This window comes from Kineosphaera limosa NBRC 100340, from assembly GCF_000298215.1.
GTDB classification, from domain to species: Bacteria; Actinomycetota; Actinomycetes; order Actinomycetales; family Dermatophilaceae; genus Kineosphaera; species Kineosphaera limosa.
The window spans coordinates 1-20,404 of sequence record NZ_BAHD01000067.1 but is presented as its reverse complement, the minus strand read 5'-3'; the positions used below and the strand labels follow the sequence as shown (position 1 = coordinate 20,404).

The 20,404-nt window shown below is 70.7% G+C and carries 18 protein-coding genes and 1 pseudogene; 11 read left to right on the top strand and 8 right to left on the bottom strand.

Annotated elements, in window-relative coordinates:
- Window positions 1-32 precede the first annotated feature (32 nt).
- The 7 genes from KILIM_RS22655 to cofD form a co-directional block, all read right to left on the bottom strand.
- Entirely contained in the window at window positions 33-1,121 is a 1,089-nt protein-coding gene (locus KILIM_RS22655) for an HNH endonuclease signature motif containing protein (RefSeq protein WP_006593950.1), read from the bottom strand.
- Window positions 1,118-2,131: a hypothetical protein gene (locus KILIM_RS16900; protein ID WP_040563695.1), complete on the bottom strand. Its 1,014-nt coding sequence runs from the start codon at window positions 2,129-2,131 to the stop codon at window positions 1,118-1,120. Before KILIM_RS16900 ends, KILIM_RS22655 begins: the two co-directional genes overlap by 4 nt.
- Window positions 2,132-2,446: 315 nt before the next feature.
- Window positions 2,447-3,178: an ABC transporter permease gene (locus KILIM_RS16895; protein WP_006593948.1), complete on the bottom strand. Its 732-nt coding sequence runs from the start codon at window positions 3,176-3,178 to the stop codon at window positions 2,447-2,449.
- Complete coding sequence (locus tag KILIM_RS16890) at window positions 3,175-3,906, bottom strand: ABC transporter ATP-binding protein (protein ID WP_157551785.1); 732 nt, start codon at window positions 3,904-3,906, stop codon at window positions 3,175-3,177. Before KILIM_RS16890 ends, KILIM_RS16895 begins: the two co-directional genes overlap by 4 nt.
- Window positions 3,903-4,442, bottom strand: a complete 540-nt coding sequence (locus tag KILIM_RS16885; protein ID WP_040563701.1) for a TetR/AcrR family transcriptional regulator — start codon at window positions 4,440-4,442, stop codon at window positions 3,903-3,905. Before KILIM_RS16885 ends, KILIM_RS16890 begins: the two co-directional genes overlap by 4 nt.
- Window positions 4,439-5,719 (bottom strand): coenzyme F420-0:L-glutamate ligase, encoded by a 1,281-nt coding sequence (locus KILIM_RS23455; RefSeq protein WP_006593945.1) that lies wholly within the window; start codon window positions 5,717-5,719, stop codon window positions 4,439-4,441. Before KILIM_RS23455 ends, KILIM_RS16885 begins: the two co-directional genes overlap by 4 nt.
- Entirely contained in the window at window positions 5,716-6,705 is a 990-nt protein-coding gene (gene cofD / locus KILIM_RS16875) for a 2-phospho-L-lactate transferase (RefSeq protein WP_006593944.1), read from the bottom strand. Before cofD ends, KILIM_RS23455 begins: the two co-directional genes overlap by 4 nt.
- A 284-nt stretch (window positions 6,706-6,989) precedes the next feature.
- On the opposite strand from cofD, the gene KILIM_RS16870 reads away from it, so the two are divergent.
- Window positions 6,990-7,256, top strand: a complete 267-nt coding sequence (locus KILIM_RS16870; protein ID WP_006593943.1) for a WhiB family transcriptional regulator — start codon at window positions 6,990-6,992, stop codon at window positions 7,254-7,256.
- A 163-nt stretch (window positions 7,257-7,419) separates the two neighbouring features.
- On the opposite strand, the gene KILIM_RS16865 is transcribed toward KILIM_RS16870, so the two are convergent.
- Entirely contained in the window at window positions 7,420-7,764 is a 345-nt protein-coding gene (locus KILIM_RS16865) for a metallopeptidase family protein (RefSeq protein ID WP_040563694.1), read from the bottom strand.
- A gap of 219 nt (window positions 7,765-7,983) precedes the next feature.
- Between KILIM_RS16865 and KILIM_RS25120 the strand changes: the two are divergent.
- The 10 genes and pseudogenes from KILIM_RS25120 to mtrB all read left to right on the top strand — a co-directional run.
- Window positions 7,984-8,283, top strand: a pseudogene (locus tag KILIM_RS25120) (DUF3499 domain-containing protein); the annotation flags it as partial.
- Window positions 8,284-8,575: 292 nt separating this feature from the next.
- A complete protein-coding gene (locus tag KILIM_RS16855) occupies window positions 8,576-10,012 on the top strand; it encodes a phosphomannomutase/phosphoglucomutase (RefSeq protein WP_006593940.1) in 1,437 nt (478 codons plus the stop codon).
- 83 nt (window positions 10,013-10,095) lie between these two features.
- On the top strand, window positions 10,096-10,311 hold the full coding sequence (locus KILIM_RS16850) for a Trm112 family protein (protein ID WP_006593939.1): 216 nt from the start codon (window positions 10,096-10,098) through the stop codon (window positions 10,309-10,311).
- 53 nt (window positions 10,312-10,364) lie between these two features.
- A complete protein-coding gene (locus tag KILIM_RS16845; RefSeq protein WP_006593938.1) occupies window positions 10,365-11,549 on the top strand; it encodes an SIS domain-containing protein in 1,185 nt (394 codons plus the stop codon).
- A 48-nt stretch (window positions 11,550-11,597) separates the two neighbouring features.
- Window positions 11,598-12,998 (top strand): mycothione reductase, encoded by a 1,401-nt coding sequence (locus KILIM_RS16840; protein WP_006593937.1) that lies wholly within the window; start codon window positions 11,598-11,600, stop codon window positions 12,996-12,998.
- Window positions 12,999-13,571: 573 nt separating this feature from the next.
- Window positions 13,572-15,164: an Ig-like domain-containing protein gene (locus KILIM_RS22650; RefSeq protein WP_157551784.1), complete on the top strand. Its 1,593-nt coding sequence runs from the start codon at window positions 13,572-13,574 to the stop codon at window positions 15,162-15,164.
- Between the two features lie 37 nt (window positions 15,165-15,201).
- The gene (locus KILIM_RS22645) at window positions 15,202-15,909 is read left to right on the top strand and encodes a class F sortase (RefSeq protein ID WP_157551783.1); all 708 of its coding nucleotides are present in this window, start codon (window positions 15,202-15,204) and stop codon (window positions 15,907-15,909) included.
- A gap of 168 nt (window positions 15,910-16,077) precedes the next feature.
- Window positions 16,078-17,514 carry an adenosylhomocysteinase gene (gene ahcY, locus KILIM_RS16825; RefSeq protein WP_006593934.1) on the top strand — a complete coding sequence of 479 codons (1,437 nt, stop codon included), beginning with the start codon at window positions 16,078-16,080 and terminating at the stop codon, window positions 17,512-17,514.
- Between the two features lie 262 nt (window positions 17,515-17,776).
- The gene (gene mtrA, locus KILIM_RS16820) at window positions 17,777-18,454 is read left to right on the top strand and encodes an MtrAB system response regulator MtrA (protein ID WP_006593933.1); all 678 of its coding nucleotides are present in this window, start codon (window positions 17,777-17,779) and stop codon (window positions 18,452-18,454) included.
- A gap of 23 nt (window positions 18,455-18,477) precedes the next feature.
- Complete coding sequence (gene mtrB / locus KILIM_RS16815; RefSeq protein WP_006593932.1) at window positions 18,478-20,301, top strand: MtrAB system histidine kinase MtrB; 1,824 nt, start codon at window positions 18,478-18,480, stop codon at window positions 20,299-20,301.
- Window positions 20,302-20,404: the final 103 nt, after the last annotated feature.

The window sequence follows — 20,404 nt, the reverse complement described above, 5'->3', positions numbered from 1 at the left end:
TGGCCAGGCGCGGCTCAGCACCCGGGCGCGGCTCAGAACGGTGGGGGTTCAGGCGCGAGGCGGCTGGTGAGGTCGGTGAGGCGGGTGCGGAGGTCGTCGCGTTCTGCGCGCAGGCCGTCGTGCTCGGCGCGCAGGCGCTGGTTCTCCTGGGTGACGTCGCGGTGCCGGGAGGCGTGGAAGCCTTCGAGGGGCCCGTCGGGGATGGGGCCTGCTTCGCTGGTTCGGGCCTTCGCGGCCGGGATGCCATCGCCCGGTTGGGTGCTGCCTGCCTGGTCGGGAGGTGGTGGGATGCGCCAGCCGTAGAACCCATCCGAGCCAACGAGGTCGGAGTCGTCGGCTCCCCACGGCGCAGGAATTTCAGGGCCGTCGTCGTCGAGTCCGTCGGCGAAGGCCTCGCTACCGGGGCGGGGGTCGCGACCCGGGCGGGGGTCGCTGCCGGGGCGGGGGTCGCTGCCGGGGTTGCTGCGTTCGATGGTGTGGAGGCCGAGGTCGCGGTAGTCCATGGGGTAGGTGCGTGTGGTGGTGCCGTCGGCGAGTCGCCAGGTGACGACGCCGTCGGGGTCGAGGGTGGCCGACCAGTGCCGGTTGCTTTTGCGGGTGTGGTGCCGCGTGCACTGAACTTGCAGGTTGTTCCCGCTGGTGGGTCCGCCGTCGCGTCGTTCGTGGACGTGATCCAACTCGGCCCGGGCGGCGGGGTGGACGCAGCCGGGGGCGCGGCAGTGTCCGTCGCGGGCGCGGACGGCGCGGGCCATGTCCGCGGTGGGTCGGTAGGTGTCGATGACCGTGTTCATCGCGTAGCCGGTGACGGGGTCGGCCACGATCCGCCGCCACACGCTCCCGGCGGCGTGGGCCATGTCCCGGATCGTGGCCGCGTCGACGACGACGTCCTCGACCAGCCCCGGCTCGTTGTTCGCGCCGAGCAGCGACGCGGCGGAGACCACGATGTTGACGACCGCGGCAGGCCAGCCCCCCGCGCCGGGGTGATCGACGCTGGTGGCCGCCCCGTCGGCGGGTTGCCCGAAGGTCAGCAGGTCCAGGGCGGTGTCGGCGCGGAGCTGGGCCAGGGTCCGTGCGTCACCGCCGGCTTTGACGGCGCGGGCGATCGCATCGACGCGGGTCATCGCGGCCACGAGCCGGGCTTCGGGGCCGTGGATCTGCAGGGTCGCGGACCGTCGTCGGCGCCGCGTAGGTCGACGTGCCGGTTGGCCTGGACGGCGTCGACCCGCTGCTCGGGCGTGGCCCATCGCGCGGCCTCACGGCGCAGGCGGCGGCGGAACAGTGCTTGGGAGACCGGCAGCCCCCGCTCCCGGCGGTAACTGCGGGCGTGGCTGATGACGCCGTGCAGCATCCGCGCCCGCCGATACTGCGAGAGGCCCAGGTCTCGGGATTCACGCAGCAGACTTGCGGCCTGGTCCACGGTCACCGAGCCGTCGGCGATCGCCGGGTCGATCAGCTGGGCCAGGTGGGTCGGGGCGGTCGCGACCCGCGCTCGGTTGGCCCAGGGGCTGCGTTGCCCGCCGCACACCGTGACGACGGTGTCCACGATCGAGGCCCGGGCGGCGCGTGTCACGGCCTCCAGCCGGGCGGCGCTGGGCTCCCGCTCATGCCCACACTCGGCCCTCCACCGCTCCAGGTCGGACTCGACCTGCCGATCGACCATCCACCCCAACAGCTCCGACCGCCGGACCTCCACCCGCGTCGCCAGCCCCTGCAGCGCCTGCAACTCCGCCGACGCGTCAGTCAGCGCGAACCCCTCGGGAATCCCCGACCCGATCTGCGGCCCTGCGTCCGCCGCAGGGCCCTCGTCAACGTCGTTGACCTCGACGCCAGCCGCCGACGGCCCGTCAGCCACCTCTGCGGTGGTCGCCGCCTCAGCGATCGGATCGGCACTGGGTGGATCGGCACTGGGTGGATCGGCACTGGCAGGGTCGGACGGGGTGGGATCCGCTGGAGCCGACTCGACCGACTTCGCCGACTCGACCGACTCGACAATGGCGGCCTGCTCGACGCCCGCAGTATCGGGGGTCAACCCGGCGAGGAACTCCTCAAGCAGCTGCGGCTGCCCATCGCGGATCACAACATCAGGCCACCGGCCGTGGGTGAGCAGGTAGTCGAGCATCTCAGCCGTCACGGGAATCCCGAGCGACCCCGCGCAGGGGTCGGCGTTCAAAGCAGCAGCCGTCACCGCGTCATCACAGTGCGCGGGCGCACCAGAAAGAGCAGACATGACCACCGCCTTACGTAACATCAACCTGTCGTCGTGATGCGCTAATCCTACCGTTCAGAGGCTCTGTTGGCTACAGATGTTCGTAGAAAAGTCTTGTACGTGAGTTGCATTCCGTCGCACCGGAACTGGCCTCAGCGGCCGTGGAGCCGACGCGAGTAGACGCGAGTCGACACCCGCGGCGCCGCTCAGCGTCGGCCAAGCTGGAGGTGAGTCCACGAGCTATGGGTCGCCCACGCTCCGAGAAGGCCGACGCCGAGAGGGGCGCACAACGCAAGGGCCGAGATATCCGAGCCGGGGGTCGCCCAGAGGACGGGGACGGCCCAGGGCAGGTACCGGCCGAGCCCGAACCCGGCCGCGAGATTGGTGACCACGACGACGGCGAGGGGTCGCCCCGATGCCCGGAAGGTAGCCGCGCCAGCGGGTGGCGACCCAGGCCACGGGCACGGCGCTGACGACGACGCTCAGCCCGGTCGCGACGAGGGTGAGCCAACACCCGAGGGCGCCGGCGAGGGGGAGTCCGAGCGCGACCCCGCCGAGCGCCGACACGGTGCTCTGGGCGAGGACCAGCGCGACCCCCCAGCACAGGCAGGCGGAGATCTTGGCCAACGCGACGCTGCTCCGCGAGGTCGGGATGGCGAACAGGCCGACCACGGTGCCGTCGGTGAACTCACGGCCCACCATCCGGGCCACGACGATTCCGGTGCTGAGCAGGACCGTGACTCCCAGGCTGAGCGCTGTCAGCCCGACGTACCCGTCCCAGCCCGGCCCGGCGATCATCGCGGCGGCCTTGCGGCCCAGGTCGGAGCCGGGACGGTGGACGGCCGCGGCATATCCACCGATAGATGTGGCGGACACCAGGGCAAGGACGGCGAGGGCTGCGATCCGACTCCCCGCCGCCCGCCAGATCTTGCGGCACTCGATGGGCACGACGGGGTCGAGGGTGATCGTCATGCGAGTTCCCGGTCGGCCAGGTCGGACGCCACGACCCTGTCGAAGAAGACCTTCTCCAAATCCCGACCGTCCGGGGTGACCGTGTCGATGATGCGGCCGCGGTGGAGGATGTCGACGTGGTCGGCGATGCGCGCGAGTTCGTCGAAGTGGTGGCTGGTCAGCAGGATCGACCGACCGGCGGCGGCCAGGCGGCGCACCTCGTTGCGGAAGGCGACAATGGCGAGCGGGTCGAGGCCGTTGGTCGGTTCGTCGAGGATCGCCACCGTGGGCTCGTGTGAGAGCGCGCTGATCAGGCCGATCTTCTGGCGGGTGCCCAGCGAGAGGCGTTGGACGCGGGTGTCGAGGCGGTCGCCCATCCCGAGGGCTTCGGCCAGGCCCTGCGCGCGGCGGGCTGCCTCGTGCGGATCCGCTCCGTGCAGGCGGGCCGTGTCCGCGATGTTCTCGCGTGCAGTCAGCTCCGGGTAGGTCGCCGGCACTTCGACCAGGTGTCCGACCGTTCGCCACGCGCGCCTCGGCCCCCACCGGATGTCCTGCCCGTGCAAGAACACTCGTCCGGCGTCGGGTGCGAGCATGCCGAGGGCCACCCGCAATGCCGTGGTCTTGCCCGCGCCGTTGAGCCCGATGAGCGCCCGCACCTGGCCCGGAACCAGTTCGAGGGTGAACCCCCGAAGTACGGGATGACCGCTCAGGGCGACGTGCGCGTCCTCGATAGCCAAGGTTGCGCTCACGGTGACGCCCCGATGAGGCTCTCGAGGCCTTCGTTGAGGGCCCGTATGGGGTTGCCTGTCTGCGCTGTGGCCGCCCAATCGAGCAGGATCGCGGTGGCAGCGCCCATGAGGGCGCCGGCCGCGGCGCGGGCGGCGGGCCCGGGGGAGCCCGACTCGACCAAGGCGTAGAAGAGAGCATCCTGCGTCGCTGCGGAGGAGGCCCAGACCGCTCCGCGCAGCGATGGCGTTGCAGCGATGAGTCGGATCCGATCCGCAAACTCGGCCGACGCCAGCTCCTGCGTACCCTCGGGTGAGGCCACGGCGCCGAGAACCCCGTGAACCGTGCGCTGAAGGGGTGTCCGCGAGCGCGGCTGGGCCGCCACGGCGGCCGCCAGTGCCGGGTCGAAGAGGTCCCCGACGACGACCGACTCTTTCGTCGGAAAGTGCCGGAAGAACGTCATGTGCGAGACGCCGGCAGCCTTGGCGATCGCCGCCACGGACACGCTGTCGTACCCCTGCTCTCGGAAGAGGCCAGCAGGGCAGTGGCCGGGTCTCAGAGCAACACGATGCGCAGGTGTGAAGGGGCGCCGGGGCGTTGGCCGGGCGTGTGCTCGGTGATGCGCCCGTGCAGTCCTTCCGACTCCAAGGCCACCAGGAGGCGAGCGGCGGCGACGCCCAGGCTCACCTCGTGGGTTCCGGAGAGGTTGATGCCCTGCTGAACGACGTCCGGTCGCACCCCGCTCAGGTCGATGGCCGGGGCTACCGGTCGGGTCGGAGCGCGGGGATGGCCCGGGGGGATGTCGCAGATGCCGGTGGTGCTCAACGCCAGCCGGCAGGCCCGGGCTAGCCGCTGCGTCACATCGTCTTGGTCCGCTCTCGCCGCGTCGCCCCCGCCTGCTAACCGCTTCCCGGCCGCGCTGTCGACGGCCGTAGCGGCGGTCCCCGCGCGAGCTTGCGGCAGCCCCACTTCGACAGCCTCCGCCGTCCCCGGGGGTGCACCCAAGGCCGATCGCACGGCCTCCACATGGCCGAGCGCAAACCAGTCGCCTGGTCCCGTGCGCACGAGTTCCCGGGCCGTTAGCCACCGATGGTGCGGGAGGTCGGTGGCATCCCCAAGGTCGGTGGCATCCCCTGGCACCAGGTGCGGCGGAAGTCCACGCACGATGGCGGCCGCCACGCCGGCGTTCTTCGGTCGGACCAGATCAGCTGCCGCGGCGATCTCATCGGCCACGGCTGTCGCGGTCACGCTCAACGGGCGACCGTCGGCGTCCTGCGAATCGCGCAGATCCTCGACCGTCAAGAGTCCGGCGGCCCCGAGGGCGAAGTCCGTCTGGCCGACCCGCCATGGGCGACCGGCGGTGTCCGACAGCACGACACCGAGTCGTCGCAGACCGAGCAGAGCGCACAGTGAAGTGTGCAGTTGGGTGGCTTCCGCATCGGGATCCGCCGGAAGGAGCAGCACGCTTCCGTCCGCCGCCCCGCTGGAGCCCGTGTTGGAGGCATCGATGCCCGCCGCCGCGAGCACCGGCCCGGCCAGCGACTCCACGATCCGGGTCACCCCTGAGGGGGTCGCGCGCTCAGCAACCACCCGACGCGACTGGGCCAGCACGTGGGCGGCCTTGTGCGCTTCTGGGGCGCGGAGCCCGAGAGCCTTGGACACGAGTTTGGCCGACACGACCAGCACGTCACCGTCCCGAAGCGCCGCCGCCGCGTCGGATGCCGCGTCCGAGCCGGTCAAGGCTCGCGCCAGTAACGCCGCGACGTCGTCACCCTCGACGACCTCCGGGACCTCGCCGACCGGGATGACCGACAGTCCCGAGGCTGCGCTGCTCACGCCCGCTCCGCCCGCAACTCCACGCCCAAGCTCAAGGCGTCCCCGGCCAGGCGCGCGGCCGACTCCCGCTCCCGCATGAGCAGCGGCACGGCCCGCAGTCGCACCCCGCCACCCACGCGATGCTCCTCCCCGGGCGCGACCAGCCAGCCGTCGAGGAAGTCCGCGTACAAGCCCGCCACGGCCTCCGGCGTCGTCGGCAACCCCAGCGCCGCCAGGCACGCATCCGCATGCCCGCGCACCGGCGCCCCTCCGACGATCGGGCTCACAGCCACGACCGGCGCCGAGGTGCCGCGCAGCGCATCCCGCACCCCGGGCACCGACAGCACGATCCCGATCGACACCACCGGGTTCGACGGTGGCAGCAACACGACGTCGGCCGTCCGAATCGCCTCCAAGACCCCCGGCGCCGGCCGCGCCCGATCGATGCCGATCGCGTGGAACGCCCGTGCCGGCACCCCGGCGCCCATCCCGACCCACCACTGCTGAAAGTGGATCGCCTGCGTGGCCCCCTCGCCCGCCTCCTGGTCGTCGACGACAACGTGGGTCTCCACCGGCTCATCGCTCATCGGCAGCAGAGTCACCCCACGCTGCGCCAACCCCCATCGCTGCGCGAGGCGGCCGGTCACCTCCGACAGGGTCAAGCCCTGCCCCAGCCACTGGCTGCGCACGATGTGCGTCGCGAAGTCCAGATCGCCGAGGCCGAACCACTGCGGTTGCCCCCCGTAGGCGGCGAGTTCGCCTTGCACCGTTCGGGTGTCGTTGCGGCGTCCCCAGCCCTGCGACTCCTCGATGCCGTCGCCGATGGTGTACATGAGGGTGTCGAGGTCGGGGCAGACCCGCAGCCCGAACAGCGTGATGTCGTCGCCGGTGTTGCCGATGATCGTGATCTGGCTCTCTCGCAGGGCCGGATCGGCGTGCACGTGGTCGAGGAGGCCGCGCAGGAAGCGGGCGCCGCCGATCCCTCCGGCCAAAGCGGTGATGCGCATGGGCGGCAGTCTGTCAGGCGCCTATCCGCGCTGGTCCCCGTGGGCGCAGCGGTTACCGGCCAGTCACATTCGGGAGGCTTGTGCGACCTTGGTTAGTGCTGAAATCGCTTGGGAGAGTAGCTGAACTGGGCAATCGTCCTGGACGACCAGTCGAATCTCTTTAACAGATCTTGGGTTGACTTCCGTGGATGACACGCGTGTAATTCCCTTGTTGTTGCTTCATCGCAGGACTCAGGGCGGCGAGTCCGTTGATGCGACCGAAGCCTGATGGTCGAGGAGGGGCCATGAACGACTTGCAGCTGGTCTTCAGTGCAGTGGAGACCGAAGAGACCCAACTGTCCTGGCAGGATCGGGCGCTCTGCGCGCAGACCGATCCCGAGGCGTTCTTCCCCGAGAAGGGTGGCTCGACCCGGGAGGCCAAGCGCGTGTGCGTCGGGTGCGATGTGCGGGCCGAGTGCCTGGAATACGCCCTGGCCAACGACGAGCGCTTCGGCATCTGGGGCGGGCTCAGTGAGCGCGAGCGACGCAAGCTGAAGCACCGCGCAGTCTGACGGTAAACAGTCGGACCCGGCGCGGGCTTGGCCCGCACCTACGAAGGTCGATGTCGCGACCGTGACCTGCAGCCGAATCGGCAGGTGGCGGCCGGGGCATCGGCCTTCTGCTGTGCCTGGGTGGGGGGAGCCGGTGCGCGGTCGGTGGGTGAGCCGGTGCGGCTCAGTCGTCGCGTCGATAGTCCGGATCCAGCGTGGTGGGTTCGACGTTGAGCGCTCCGGCCAACTGCTCGATGACGATGTCGTTGACCATGGCGGGCAGATCGCGAGGGTCCTCGGCCCGGGTTTCGATCGGGCGGCGGTACAGCACGATTCGGGCCGGCAGCTTGCCCTCGGCGGGAAACAACCGGCTCAGCGGCACCTGCCGGTGTTCCCAGGGGGCCGGGTCCGACGGCGGCACCAGTTCGACGGCGATCTCGACCCCGTGCAGGGGTCGACACAGGCGCCGTTCGATGCGTTCGACGGCGTCGAGCACCTGCTCGTCGAACTGATCCGAGCGGCTCGTCATGACCGGTACCCGTGGCCACGCGAACGGCCCACGCACTCCTCGGCCGTGTCGGTCGCGTCGCCGTATGCGCGCGGCCCGCGAGCGCGCGTCTGTGAACTCCGGCATGACAGAGAATTCTACGGCGCTGCCGGCATCGGCCCCGAACGCCACGACACGGCGGCGCCTTCCTCGGCGTGGCAGGCACGGTGGGAGGCGACCTGCGGGGTTACGCTCTTGCGCGTGAGTCTCATGCGTCGCTGCTCCCGTACCGCGTGCCCGCGGCCTGCCGTGGCGACCCTCACCTATGTCTACGCCGACTCGACCGCCGTGCTCGGCCCTCTGGCGACCTTCGCCGAGCCGCACACGTACGACTTGTGCGGCGAGCACGCGGAGCGCCTCACGGCCCCGCGTGGGTGGGAGGTCGTGCGCCTGGTCAGCCGGTTCGAAGACCTGCCGGTGGCGCAGGACGACCTCCTGGCGGTGGCCGACGCCGTGCGGGAGGAGACGGTGCGCGACCGCAGCGCCCGCCAGGCTCCCGCGGCACGTCGGTCCGCGGTCAACGACTCCGGGTCGTCTCACTCTCCTTACCCGGGCTACTCGGGCTACTCGGGCTACTCAGGGCGGCACCGTGGCACCCAGGGTGAGCCGGCAGGGGAGCCCGGTCCTTCCGGTGAGGCGCCCGAGCGTGGGCCGGCGATGAGCCGTGCTGCGGGATACCCGGCTCCGGCGCAGGGCGGTCGCGCTTGGTCGGGCACGCAACGGGGCCACCTGCGGTCCCTGCGGCCCACGTCTGCCGGTTCCACCGACCTTTAGCCCAGGTAGGCTTCGGGGCGTGAGCACGCCAAACCTGTCGGACTTCATCAAGGCCTATGACGTCCGCGGACTCGTCCCCGAGCAACTCGACGAGCAGGTCGCGCGGGCCATCGGCAGCGCGTTCGCCACGGTCGTCGCGATCCCCGAAGGTGCCCGCGGCATCGTCATCGGATACGACATGCGCCCTAGCTCGCCGCAACTCTCCCGAGCCTTCGCGCAGGGTGCCGCCGCGCACGGACTCGACGTCACGATCATCGGGCTCTGCTCCACCGACGGCCTCTACTACGCCAGCGGCGCCCTCGACCTTCCGGGCGCCATGTTCACCGCGAGCCACAATCCCGCCCAGTACAACGGCATCAAGATGTGCCGCGCCGGCGCCCGCCCTGTCGGGCAGGATTCTGGTCTGGCCGACATCACCAAGGTCGCCCAGGCCATCGTCGAGCGCGGCAGCCTCGAGCGCGTCGGCGAGGCGGAGAGCACGGCGAGCCCGGGCCAGATCAAGGAGCGGGACATGCTCGGCGACTACGCCGCCTTCCTGCACTCCCTCGTCGACCTCTCCGGCATCCGGCCGCTGAAGGTCGTCGTCGACGCCGGCAACGGCATGGCCGGACTGACCGCCCCCGCAGTGCTGGACAGCGTGTCGGCCCTGGAGGTCGTGCCGCTGTATTTCGAGCTCGACGGCACCTTCCCCAACCACGACGCCAACCCGCTGGAGCCGGAGAACCTGCTCGATCTGCAGGCGGCGGTACGCGAGCACGGCGCAGATCTCGGGTTGGCGTTCGACGGCGACGCCGACCGCTGCTTCGTTGTCGACGAGCGCGGCGAGCCGGTCAGCGCCTCGGCGATCACGGCGTTGGTCGCCGACCGCGAGATCGACCGGGCGGTGCAGGGCGGGACACCGGTCGCTGACGTCGCGATCGTGTACAACGTCATCTCCAGCCACATCGTGCGCGAGACCGTGGCCAAGGCTGGTGCTCGCGGTGTGCGCACTCGTGTGGGGCACTCCTTCATCAAGGCCGAGATGGCCCGCGAGGGAGCGGTCTTCGGGGGCGAGCACTCGGCCCACTACTACTTCCGCGACTTCTGGTTCGCCGACACCGGCATGCTCGCGGCCATGCACGTGCTCGCCGCGCTCGGCTCCCAGCCGCAGCCGTTGTCGCAGGTGGCGGCCCCGTATTCGCGCTACGCAGCCTCCGGGGAGGTCAACTCCACCGTTGCGTCGGTGACCGCTGCCACCGACGCGGTGCGCGAGTGGTCGCAGGGCCGCACCGTCGACATCGACGAGGTGGACGGGCTGACGGTCGCCAACGCCGACACCAGCTCACCGATGTGGTGGTTCAACCTGCGGCCCAGCAACACCGAGCCGCTGCTGCGGCTCAACGTCGAGGCCGTCGACGAGGCGACGATGACGCAGGTGCGTGACGAAATCCTGCGGATCGTGCGCGCCCCTCGATGACGCCGAAGGCGTTGAGTCAAGCACGCAGTACAAGTTGTGACAGGTCCATGTCACAAGATGCCCCACGAAACGAAGGATCGTAGATGAGCACGGACAAGACCGCGACGATCGACCCCTGGCTGCGCGAGATCCTGCGCTGCCCGGTGACCAAGTCCGAGCTGGTCGACGGCGTCGGCCCCGACGGCACCCCGGAGCTACAGGCCAGCCAGGCCGACGCCGACGGGGTCCGGCGCGCCTACCGGGTCGAGGGCGGCATCCCGGTGCTGCTGGCCGACGAGGCCCGGGTCCTGAGCGACTAGCAGGCGCCACGACCACGTGGTGCGATGCGACGAGACTTGGAGGCGAGAAAGCGATGCCGTATATCGACGAGGCCCTGCTCGATGACGTCAGCCGGCTGACGGCCTGCGACAGCCGCGGCACGCTACGGGCGTTGGCCACGGCCGGCGCGCAGGTTCGCGAGGCCATCACCCTGGCGCAAGAGTCGGGTATCGAGCGGCTCGCGTCGCTGGACCGGCCCCGCTCCGTGCTCGTCGCCTCCCTGGGCGGGTCGGCGGTCGTCGCCGACGTGCTCGACGTGCTGGCCGAGCCCGGATCGCCGGTCCCGGTGTCGGTGCGTCGCAATGTGCCGCTGCCCGGCTGGGTGGGTCCGCTCGACCTGGTCGTCGCAGTCTCGCTCTCGGGGCGGGCGCGCGGGCCGCTGGCGGTGGCCGCGGAGGCCGCTCGGCGGGGCGCCTCCCTGCTGACGGTCGGCGCCGCGGAGTCGCCTCTGGCCGCCGTGTGCCATCGGGCCCGCGGCATTCACGTCGACATCGGTCGCGAGCGCATCAACTCGCGGACCGCCTTGTGGTCGCTGCTGACCCCAGTGCTGCTGGGTGCCGGGGCCATGGGTCTCATCGATGTCCGCGAAGACACCCTGCTGGAGACGGCGGTGCGGCTCGACGACCAGGCGGAGGCGTGCCGCCCCAGCTCGGAGTCGTTCGTGAATCCGGCCAAGGCGCTGGCCATGACCCTCGCGGAGACCGTGCCGGTCGTGCTCGGCGACGGGCCCCTGGCCGGGGTAGCCGCCAACCGGGCCGCCTCGATGCTAGCCCGGACCGCCCGCATCCCCGCCACCCACGGCGAGCTGCCCGACGCCGCGAGCCAGGTCGTCGCGACCTTCGACGGCCCGTTCACCGCCGGTGGCGGGCAGGGTGTCGCCGTGCCGGCCGGCGGCGACGACATCTTCGCCGATCCCTTCCTCGACGGACCGGCCATGCCGCGCCTCGGGCTGCTGATGCTGCGAGATGCCCCGCGCCCCGCGCCGACGAGCCCCGAGGAGGCCGACCTCGACGCGCTGGCCGAAGCGGTGCTGCAGACCGCGCAGGAGGCCGGGGTGCGGCTGGCGACGATCACCGCCGAACCGGCCCACCCCCTGACCCGGCTGGCCGGCCTTCTGGCGCAGACCGACTTCGTCGCCACCTACCTGGCGCTCGGCCTCGGCATCGACCCCGCCGTCTCTCGACACATCACCGCCCTGCGCGACCACACGATGGGCTGAGCCGGCCACGGCTGGGCAGCGCCGTCGACATCTGAAGGAGGAGCCGACGTGAGCCAAGAGCGCGAGCATCTCGACCTGTTGATCCTGGGCAGCGGCTCGGGCAACACCCTGGTCACCCGCGACTGGGAGGGGCGGCACGTCGGCATCGTCGAGCACGGCGTCTTCGGCGGCACCTGCCTGAACGTCGGTTGCATCCCCACCAAGATGTTCAGCTACTCGGCGGACCTGGCCGACGCCATCGCCACGTCGCCGCGATTCGGGGTCGACGGCAGGCTCGACGACGTGCGCTGGCGCGACATCCGCGACCGTGTCTTCGGGCGGATCGACCCGATCTCGGCCGCGGGATTGGAGTACCGCCGTACCGGCCCCGATACGTCGGCCTATGAAGGGCACGGCAGGTTCGTGGGGGAGCGCCAGGTCGACGTCGCGCTGCGGGCGGGCGGCACCGCCCGGTTGAGCGCCGATCAGGTCGTGATTGCGACCGGCAGTCACGCGGTGGTCCCGGAGGTCGTGCGGGACTCGGGTGTCGAGTTCCACACCTCCGACACGGTGATGCGGATCGAGGAGGTGCCGCCGCGGCTGCTGATCCTCGGTGGCGGTTTCATCGCCGCCGAGTTCGCCCACATCTTCACCTCGCTGGGGTCGGCGGTCACGGTGGTGGCCCGGGGACCGCGGCTCCTGCGGCATCTGGACAAGGGCGTGGCGGAGCACTTCACCGCCCTGGCCTCCGACCGCTGGGATGTGCGACTGGAGGAGTCGGTGCAACGGCTGACCCGGGGGGCCGACGGGGGCATCGTTGCGCAGCTGGGAGACGGCACCTGCGTCGAGGCCGATCTGCTGCTCGTGGCGACGGGTCGCCGCGCGAGCACCGAGGACCTCGGCTGCCCCGCGGGCGGCGTAGACCTGCGCGAGGACGGCCGGGTCGCGGTCGATGAGTACGGCCGCACGAGCGCGCCTGGAGTGTGGGCCCTAGGCGACGTGAGCTCGCCGTACCTGCTCAAGCACGTGGCCAATCACGAGGCGCGGGTCGTGGCACACAACCTTGTGCACCCGGACGACCTGCGGGCCATGGATCACCGTTACGTGCCCGCCGCGGTCTTCACGAGCCCGCAGATCGCGACCGTCGGCAAGACCCGAGAGCAGCTGACGCAGGAGGGGACGAGGTACATCGACTTCACCCAGCGCTACGGTGACGTGGCCTACGGGTGGGCCATGGAGGATCGAGAGGGGCTCTGCACCGTCGTCGCCGACCCCCGCGATGGCCGCCTGCTCGGTGCCTACCTCGTCGGTGACCAGGCCTCCAGCCTCATTCAGCCGCTCATTCAGGCGATGACCTTCGGGCAGCCTGCGCACGAGGTCGCTCGGGGCCAGTACTGGATCCACCCCGCCCTCGCCGAGGTTGTCGAGAACGCACTGCTGGGCCTGCCCGAGCCCCGCGCAGGCGCGTGAGCCCCGCTGAGGCAGCCAGAACTGGGCTGACTTCGCAGCTGCGGCAACGGATTTGGCGCCGATAACAAGCCCTTGATGGCTCGCCCAGGGGGTGTGACGTTCATCTCCCGGTCGCTGCCCGCGGGACAGTCGCCCGTGACCGCCGCGTGACCGAATATCGGTCAAATCAGGCAAAAGCGGTAGTCCCGGGGGTTCTCGGGGTGATTTCCGTCGCCATGGCGGGCTACCCCTTATCGGCCTCGCCGTTTCCTTAACCGGCGAATCTGTATGCAGCTCAACTGTTCCCGGTGAATCCGCTGCTAATATCTCGCGGTGAGGCCGCCAATTGCGGGGGGAATGTGTTGGACGGGTGTCCTCCTATGTTCTTGGGCAACCGTCCAAGAATTCAGGGTTCGGGGGCGGGCGTTTAGGTCCGCGCGTGATGAATAGGACACGAAGATGTCGTTGAACTCCCCTGCGCGTGCAACTCGCGTCGTGCGTGTCGGCCGGAGCGCCCAGCTCCGCTTGGGGTGCGCCATGCTGGCCGCCGGCCTTCTGACGGCAGCACCACTCTTGCCCGCCAACGCTGACGAAGTGTCCGGCGCCATCACCGGTGTGAGCATCAAAGAAGCTACTGCTCCGCAGAACTCGTCGATCCGCCTCGACCTGACCTGGGCGGTGCCGGACACGGCGAACGGCGGTGACACGTTCTCGCTGACCTTGCCGGACACCCTGCGCGCCCTGAGCGGCCAGACGTTCGAGCTGCGTGACCCCGACGGTGCCCTCGTTGCGAACGCAGTGGTGAGCGGGCAGGTCGTGACCTTTACGCTCACCGATTTCGTCGACACCCACGAGAATGTGTCTGGTACCGCCTGGTTCCTGGTGAACTTCGCCGACTCCGTGCGGCCCGGGCCAAATCAGGAATTCGAGTTCCAGGTCGGCGACGCTGTGTTCCGCGACAGGGTCGATGTCGGTGTGGTCGTGCGTGGCGACTATTCGAACTCGGGCACGAAGTGGCAGACCTGGACCAACCCATTGCGAAGCAATCCGCCGCGCCCCGCTCAGGACGTCATCTTGTGGGCGATCGCCGCGCCCCGGGTCACCGACAAGACCGCAGGCGGCACCATCACGTTCATCGACGAGCCCGGCCCGGGGCAGGCGCTGGACTGCGCTTCGATCCTGGTGCGGTGGTCGTCCAAGAACACCGGGCAGTTCGACGACATCGGCACGATCGGGCCCGATCGGTACACCAAGACCTGTAGTGCCAACAAGCTCGAACTCACGATGCAGACGCACACCGCGGACATCGGCAAGGTGCCCTATCTGCTCGGCTGGTCGTCGCTGACCGACCCGACGCTTCAGAGCTACCGCAACACGGCCACCGTGAAGGTCTCCAAGGGAGGCACCTACACGGTGAATCACGTGCTCAACGCCTCCTCCGGCGGCGCCGGCAGCGGCCAGACCCCGACCTCGCCGACGACGCCGACGGACGAGCCGACCACCCCGACGGGCGAGCCGTCGACACCCACTGTCACGGTGACCATTCCGGGTGAACCAGGGCCGACCGTGACAGTCCCCGGCCCCACCGTGACCATTCCGGGGGAGCCGGGCCCGACGGTGACGATTCCGGGGGAGCCGGGCCCGACGGTGACGATTCCGGCGGAGCCGGTGCCGACCGTCACCGTGACGGGTCCGATGCCGACGATCACGGTGACCGTCGTCCCGGCGCCGAACCCGACGATCATCATCCCGGCGCTGCCGACCGTCACGGTCCCGGGCTCGCCGACCGCGACCGTCACCGTGCCGGGGTCGCCGACCTCGACGGTGACGGTGACCGCTCCGGCGACGCCGACAGCTCCGGCGACGCCCATCAGCACGGCGACCCAGACTGCTCCGGCGACCCCGGTGGACACGCCGACGGACTCACCGACCAGCACGGTCACCGTCACGGCGACCACCACGGCGACTCCGACGAGCGCCGCAACGCCGACGCGACGGGCGACCACCCCGGTGGCCGGCGGCTACACACCGCCGGCGTCGGGGTCCACCCCGCGACGCATCGACACGGGTCTGCCCGGTGACGACTCCGTGCAGCCGTGGCTGCTCGGAGCCGGAGCGGCCGCGCTGACTCTCTCCGGGGCCGGCCTCATCGTGTTGGGTCGACGCCGGGACCAGGACGGCTCGTGATCGGCGAGCACGCCGGCGTGCGGAGCGCGACGCGGTTGTGAGTACCGAGCTGGTCGACCGGCCCCCCGGCTGCGCCCCGGCGCGCAGGCGACGGTTGGGGTCGGTCGGTCGGCGCGTCGCGATGGGCGCGTGCGCGGTCGGCATCCTCGGCGGGGGTGCGCTCATCGCGCTCGGGCTGGGCGCCGCGCCACCTGCCGAAGCGCCGCTGCCGCAGCAGCAGTTCAGCGTGGCGGCCCCGGCATCGGGGTCGATGCCGACCGCGACCCCCGACCGCACCTTCGCCCCCGACCGGCTCGTCATCGACAGTCTGGAGATCGACGCGGCGGTGGTCCCCGGAGCACTCGACGCGGGGGGCGAGCTGGTGGTCCCCGGCGACGTGCGAACGGTCGCGCTCTGGTCCACCGGCCCCGGTCTGCACGCCACCTCCGGCACGAGCGTGCTGGCCGGGCACGTCGACAGCCACGGCAACCTCGGCGCGCTGTACCCGCTGCACCGCATCGCCCCCGAGAGCCTCGTCGTCGTCTCCGACGACACCGGGCGACCCACGGCCTGGAGGGTCGTGTCGCTGATCGCCACGCCCAAGGACGACCTGCCGGAGTTCACCGCCGGCGGACCCCGCCGTCTGGCGATCGTCACGTGCGGCGGTGCGGTCGTCCAGACCCCGCAGGGCCGCCGCTACGCCGACAACGTCATCGCCTTCGCCGTGCCTGTCGCGATGCCTGTCTCGGCGCCCGACCAGGAGTGAGACGGGGGCACGGGCCGGCGACGGCCTGGGTATCCTGAACGGTGACGTCCGGCGCGGGTGATGACCCACAGCAGCGTCAGCAGACTCGGGGCCAGGGGGCCCCGCAGTCACGTTGCGGCCCAGACGGGCGGCGCCGGGCAACCGCACATCACACCAGAAGGTTGCTCCATGTCCGTTGACTTCCAGGTCGCCGATCTTGCCCTGGCGCAAGCCGGCCGCCACCAGATCCGCCTGGCCGAGCACGAGATGCCCGGCCTCATGGCGCTGCGCGAGGAGTACGGCGAGTCCAAGCCGCTGTCCGGCGCCAGGATCGCCGGCTCGTTGCACATGACCGTGCAGACCGCCGTGCTCATCGAGACCCTCGTCGCGCTCGGCGCGCAGGTGCGCTGGGCCAGCTGCAACATCTACTCGACGCAGGACGAGGCGGCCGCCGCGGTCGTCGTCGGCCGCGACGGCACTCCGCAGGACCCCCAGGGCGTCCCGGTCTTCGCCTGGAAGGGCGAGACGTTGCCGGAGTACTGGGACTGCACCGAGCAGATCCTGACCTGGCCGAACGGCGAGTTCGCCAACATGATCCTCGACGACGGCGGCGACGCGACGATGCTCGTGCACAAGGGCCGCGAGTGGGAGCTCGCCGGTCAGGTGCCCGCCACCACGGACGAGGACTCCGAGGAGTTCACCGTCTTCAAGGCCCTGGTGCGCCGCACGATGGAGTCGGACCCGACCAAGTGGACGAAGGTCGCCGAGCAGATCAAGGGCGTCACCGAGGAGACCACCACGGGCGTGCACCGCCTCTACGAGCTCGCGCGCTCCGGCGAGCTGCTCTTCCCGGCGATGAACGTCAACGACGCGGTGACCAAGTCCAAGTTCGACAACAAGTACGGCTGCCGCCACAGCCTCATCGACGGCATCAACCGCGCGACCGACGTGCTCATCGGCGGCAAGACCGTCGTCGTCGCCGGCTACGGCGACGTGGGCAAGGGCTGCGCCGAGTCGCTGCGCGGCCAGGGCGCCCGCGTCATCGTCACCGAGATCGACCCGATCTGCGCGCTGCAGGCCGCGATGGACGGCTACCAGGTCGCCCGCCTCGAGGACGTCGTCGGCCAGGCCGACATCTTCGTCACGACGACCGGCTGCTTCGACGTCATCCGCGCCGACCACATGGCCGCGATGAAGAACAAGGCGATCGTCGGCAACATCGGCCACTTCGACAACGAGATCGACATGGCCGGCCTCGCGAAGATCCCCGGCATCACGAAGACGGAGATCAAGCCGCAGGTCCACGAGTGGACGTTCGAGAACGGCAGCTCGATCATCATCCTGTCCGAGGGTCGCCTGCTCAACCTCGGCAACGCCACGGGTCACCCGAGCTTCGTCATGAGCAACTCCTTCGCCGACCAGACGATCGCGCAGATCGAGCTGTTCACCAAGCAGGGCGAGTACGACAAGGACGTCTACGTGCTGCCCAAGCACCTCGACGAGAAGGTCGCCCGCGCCCACCTGGCCGCCCTCGGCGTGCAGCTCACCGAGCTCACCAAGGCGCAGGCCGAGTACCTCGGCGTCGACGTCGCGGGCCCGTACAAGCCGGAGCACTACCGCTACTGAGCCAGGAGCTGAGGACCCGAGGGAGCGCTAGCGACTGAGGCCCGCAGGCTCTGCTACTGAGCAGCGACACAGGCAGCGGCGGTCACCCACGCGGTGGCCGCCGCTGCCGCGCGTCGGGCAGTGTTTGCGCCGCGCGCCGCCGGGGGCGTGGGGCAGGGACACGCCGGGTAACACGCAGGTAACGGCCCGCTGGGTATTCTCGAGAGGGTGACGGGGGGACCGTGAGGGGCAAGCGCATGACGACTTCGAAGGGGAGGCAGAGATGAAGGCTCGGGTGCTCGTCGTCGACGACGACCTGGCACTGGCGGAAATGCTCGGCATCGTGCTGCGCAACGAGGGGCTGGAGGTCGCGCACGTCGCCGACGGCACGTCGGCGTTGGAGGCGTTCCACCAGTTTCGGCCCGACCTCGTGCTGCTCGACGTCATGCTGCCCGGGATGGACGGCATCGAGGTCTGCCGCCGCCTGCGCGCCGAGTCCGGGGTCCCGATCGTCATGCTGTCCGCCCGCACCGACACCGTCGACGTCGTCGTGGGTCTGGAGTCCGGTGCCGACGACTACGTCGTGAAGCCGTTCAAGCCGCAGGAGCTCATCGCGCGGGTCCGCGCCCGCCTGCGTCGCGGCGACGAGCCGGAGCCGGAGCGGCTGCTGATCGGCGACATCGTCATCGACGTCGCGGGTCACTCGGTGAAGCGCGACGGCCAGGTCATCAGCCTCACCCCGTTGGAGTTCGATCTGCTCGTGGCGCTGGCGCGCAAACCGTGGCAGGTGTTCAGCCGGGAGGTGCTGCTGGAGCACGTCTGGGGCTACCGGCACGCCGGCGACACCCGCCTGGTCAACGTGCACGTCCAGCGGCTGCGCAGCAAGATCGAGAAGGATCCCGAGCATCCCGAGATCGTCGTGACGGTGCGCGGCGTGGGCTACAAGGCCGGGCCCGCGTAGGCCCCTGGCATGAACTCTCTGGCATGACCCTGCGGGGGCGCGGCAGAAGCGCCGGGCTACGGCTGCGTCGCGGGTCGCGGCGGGCCCGGATCTGGGTCTTGCGGTCCGTGCGTCGCATCCTGCACTGGTGGCGGGTCAGCCTGCAGTTCCGGGTGGTCTCCACGACGATGCTGCTTGGCCTCATCGTCATGGTCTTGCTGATGACGTTTCTCTACCAGCGCATCTCCGACGGCCTCGTCGACTCCCGCACGCAGACCGCTCGCGAGGACGCCGCCTACCGGGCCAGCGAGATCCAGGCCAAGCTCGACTCGACCGATCAGTTGGACCCCGAGAGCATCCGGCAGCTGGCCTGGAGCCTCATCCGGCAGCAGTCCTCCCAGACCCCCGATCAGACCCGCGAGGTCATCCTCACCCCGGCGATCGACAACACTCGGGGGCCCGAGCGGGTGCCGACGATGTCGATCGGCTCCGACGCCACCGTGCTGCCGACGGAACTACGCCAGGCGATCGCCGCCGACCCGACCCACCAACACACCCAACTGGTGAGCGTGTCGCGGGGTGAGGGAACGGTGCCGGCGGTCATCGTCGGCCAGCAGGTGCTCGTGCCCCAGGCCGGTCGGCAGGAGCTGTACTTCGTGTTCCCGCTCGACCGGGAGCAGGACATCATGACGATGATGCTGCGCACCTTCGTGCTCGGCGCCCTCGTCCTCGTGATCCTCGTGGGCCTCATCGCCTATCTCGTCACCCGCCTGGTCGTCGATCCGGTCCGCGAGGCGGCGGAGGTCGCGGGCCGGCTCTCCTCCGGTCGGCTCAACGAGCGCATGCGGGCCAAGGGTGAGGACGACCTGGCGACGTTGGCGCGCTCCTTCAACGACATGGCCGACAGCCTGCAGACCCAGATCCGTCAGCTGGAGGATCTTTCGCGCGTGCAGCAACGCTTCGTCTCCGATGTCTCGCACGAGCTGCGCACCCCGCTGACGACCATCCGGATGGCGGCCGAGGTCATCCACGACGCCCGCGCCGATTTCGCCGCGCCCGTCTCCCGCTCCACCGAGCTGCTGCTCGCGGAGGTGGATCGCTTCGACGAGCTGCTCGGCGAGCTGCTGGAGATCTCCCGGTTCGACGCCGGCGGCGCCGTGCTGGATGTCGAGGAGGTCGACCTGCGGGCGGTCGTCGATCGGGTCGTCGCGGCGTCCGCGTCGCTGGCCGACAACAAGGGCGTGCGTGTGCGGGTGCTCGGCGCCGACAAGCCGTATCCGTGCGACATGGATCCGCGTCGGGTGGAGCGGATTCTGCGAAACCTGCTCGTCAACGCCATCGAGCACGCCGAGGGGCGTCCCGTGCACATCGAGCTGGCGGCCAATGCCGACGCCGTGGGAGTGGCGGTGCGCGACTTCGGCGTCGGCCTGCAGCCGGGCCAGGCGGCGATGGTGTTCAACCGCTTCTGGCGGGCCGACCCCTCACGCAACCGCACGACCGGCGGCACGGGTCTCGGCCTGGCCATCGCCCTCGAGGACGCCCGCCTGCACCACGGTTGGCTGCAGGTGTGGGGCACGCCCGGCGGCGGCTGCCGATTCCGCCTCACGCTGCCGCGGCACGCGGGGGTGCCGATCGCTCGGGCGCCGCTGCCGCTGAGCGAGGACTCAGCGCGTGCCGGCCATACGACCGACGCGCCGACCGAGCAGCCTCCGGAGGTGACAAGTGGGCCACTGACCGGGCCATTGACCGGGCCATTGACCGGGCCATTGACCGGGCCATTGACCGGGCCACTGACGACACGGCACGGCCCGCAGCCCGACCAACGCACCGCGGGCGCAGCCGTCGCGGATGGGTCCGGCCCGTCGTGACGGCTGGGGTCGCGCACCGACCGGGGGAGGGTCCAGAGCGGACGGGGCGGGCGACCCGCCGGGCCCGGCGCCACCGGCGCCACCGGGGCCACGGGCGGCACCG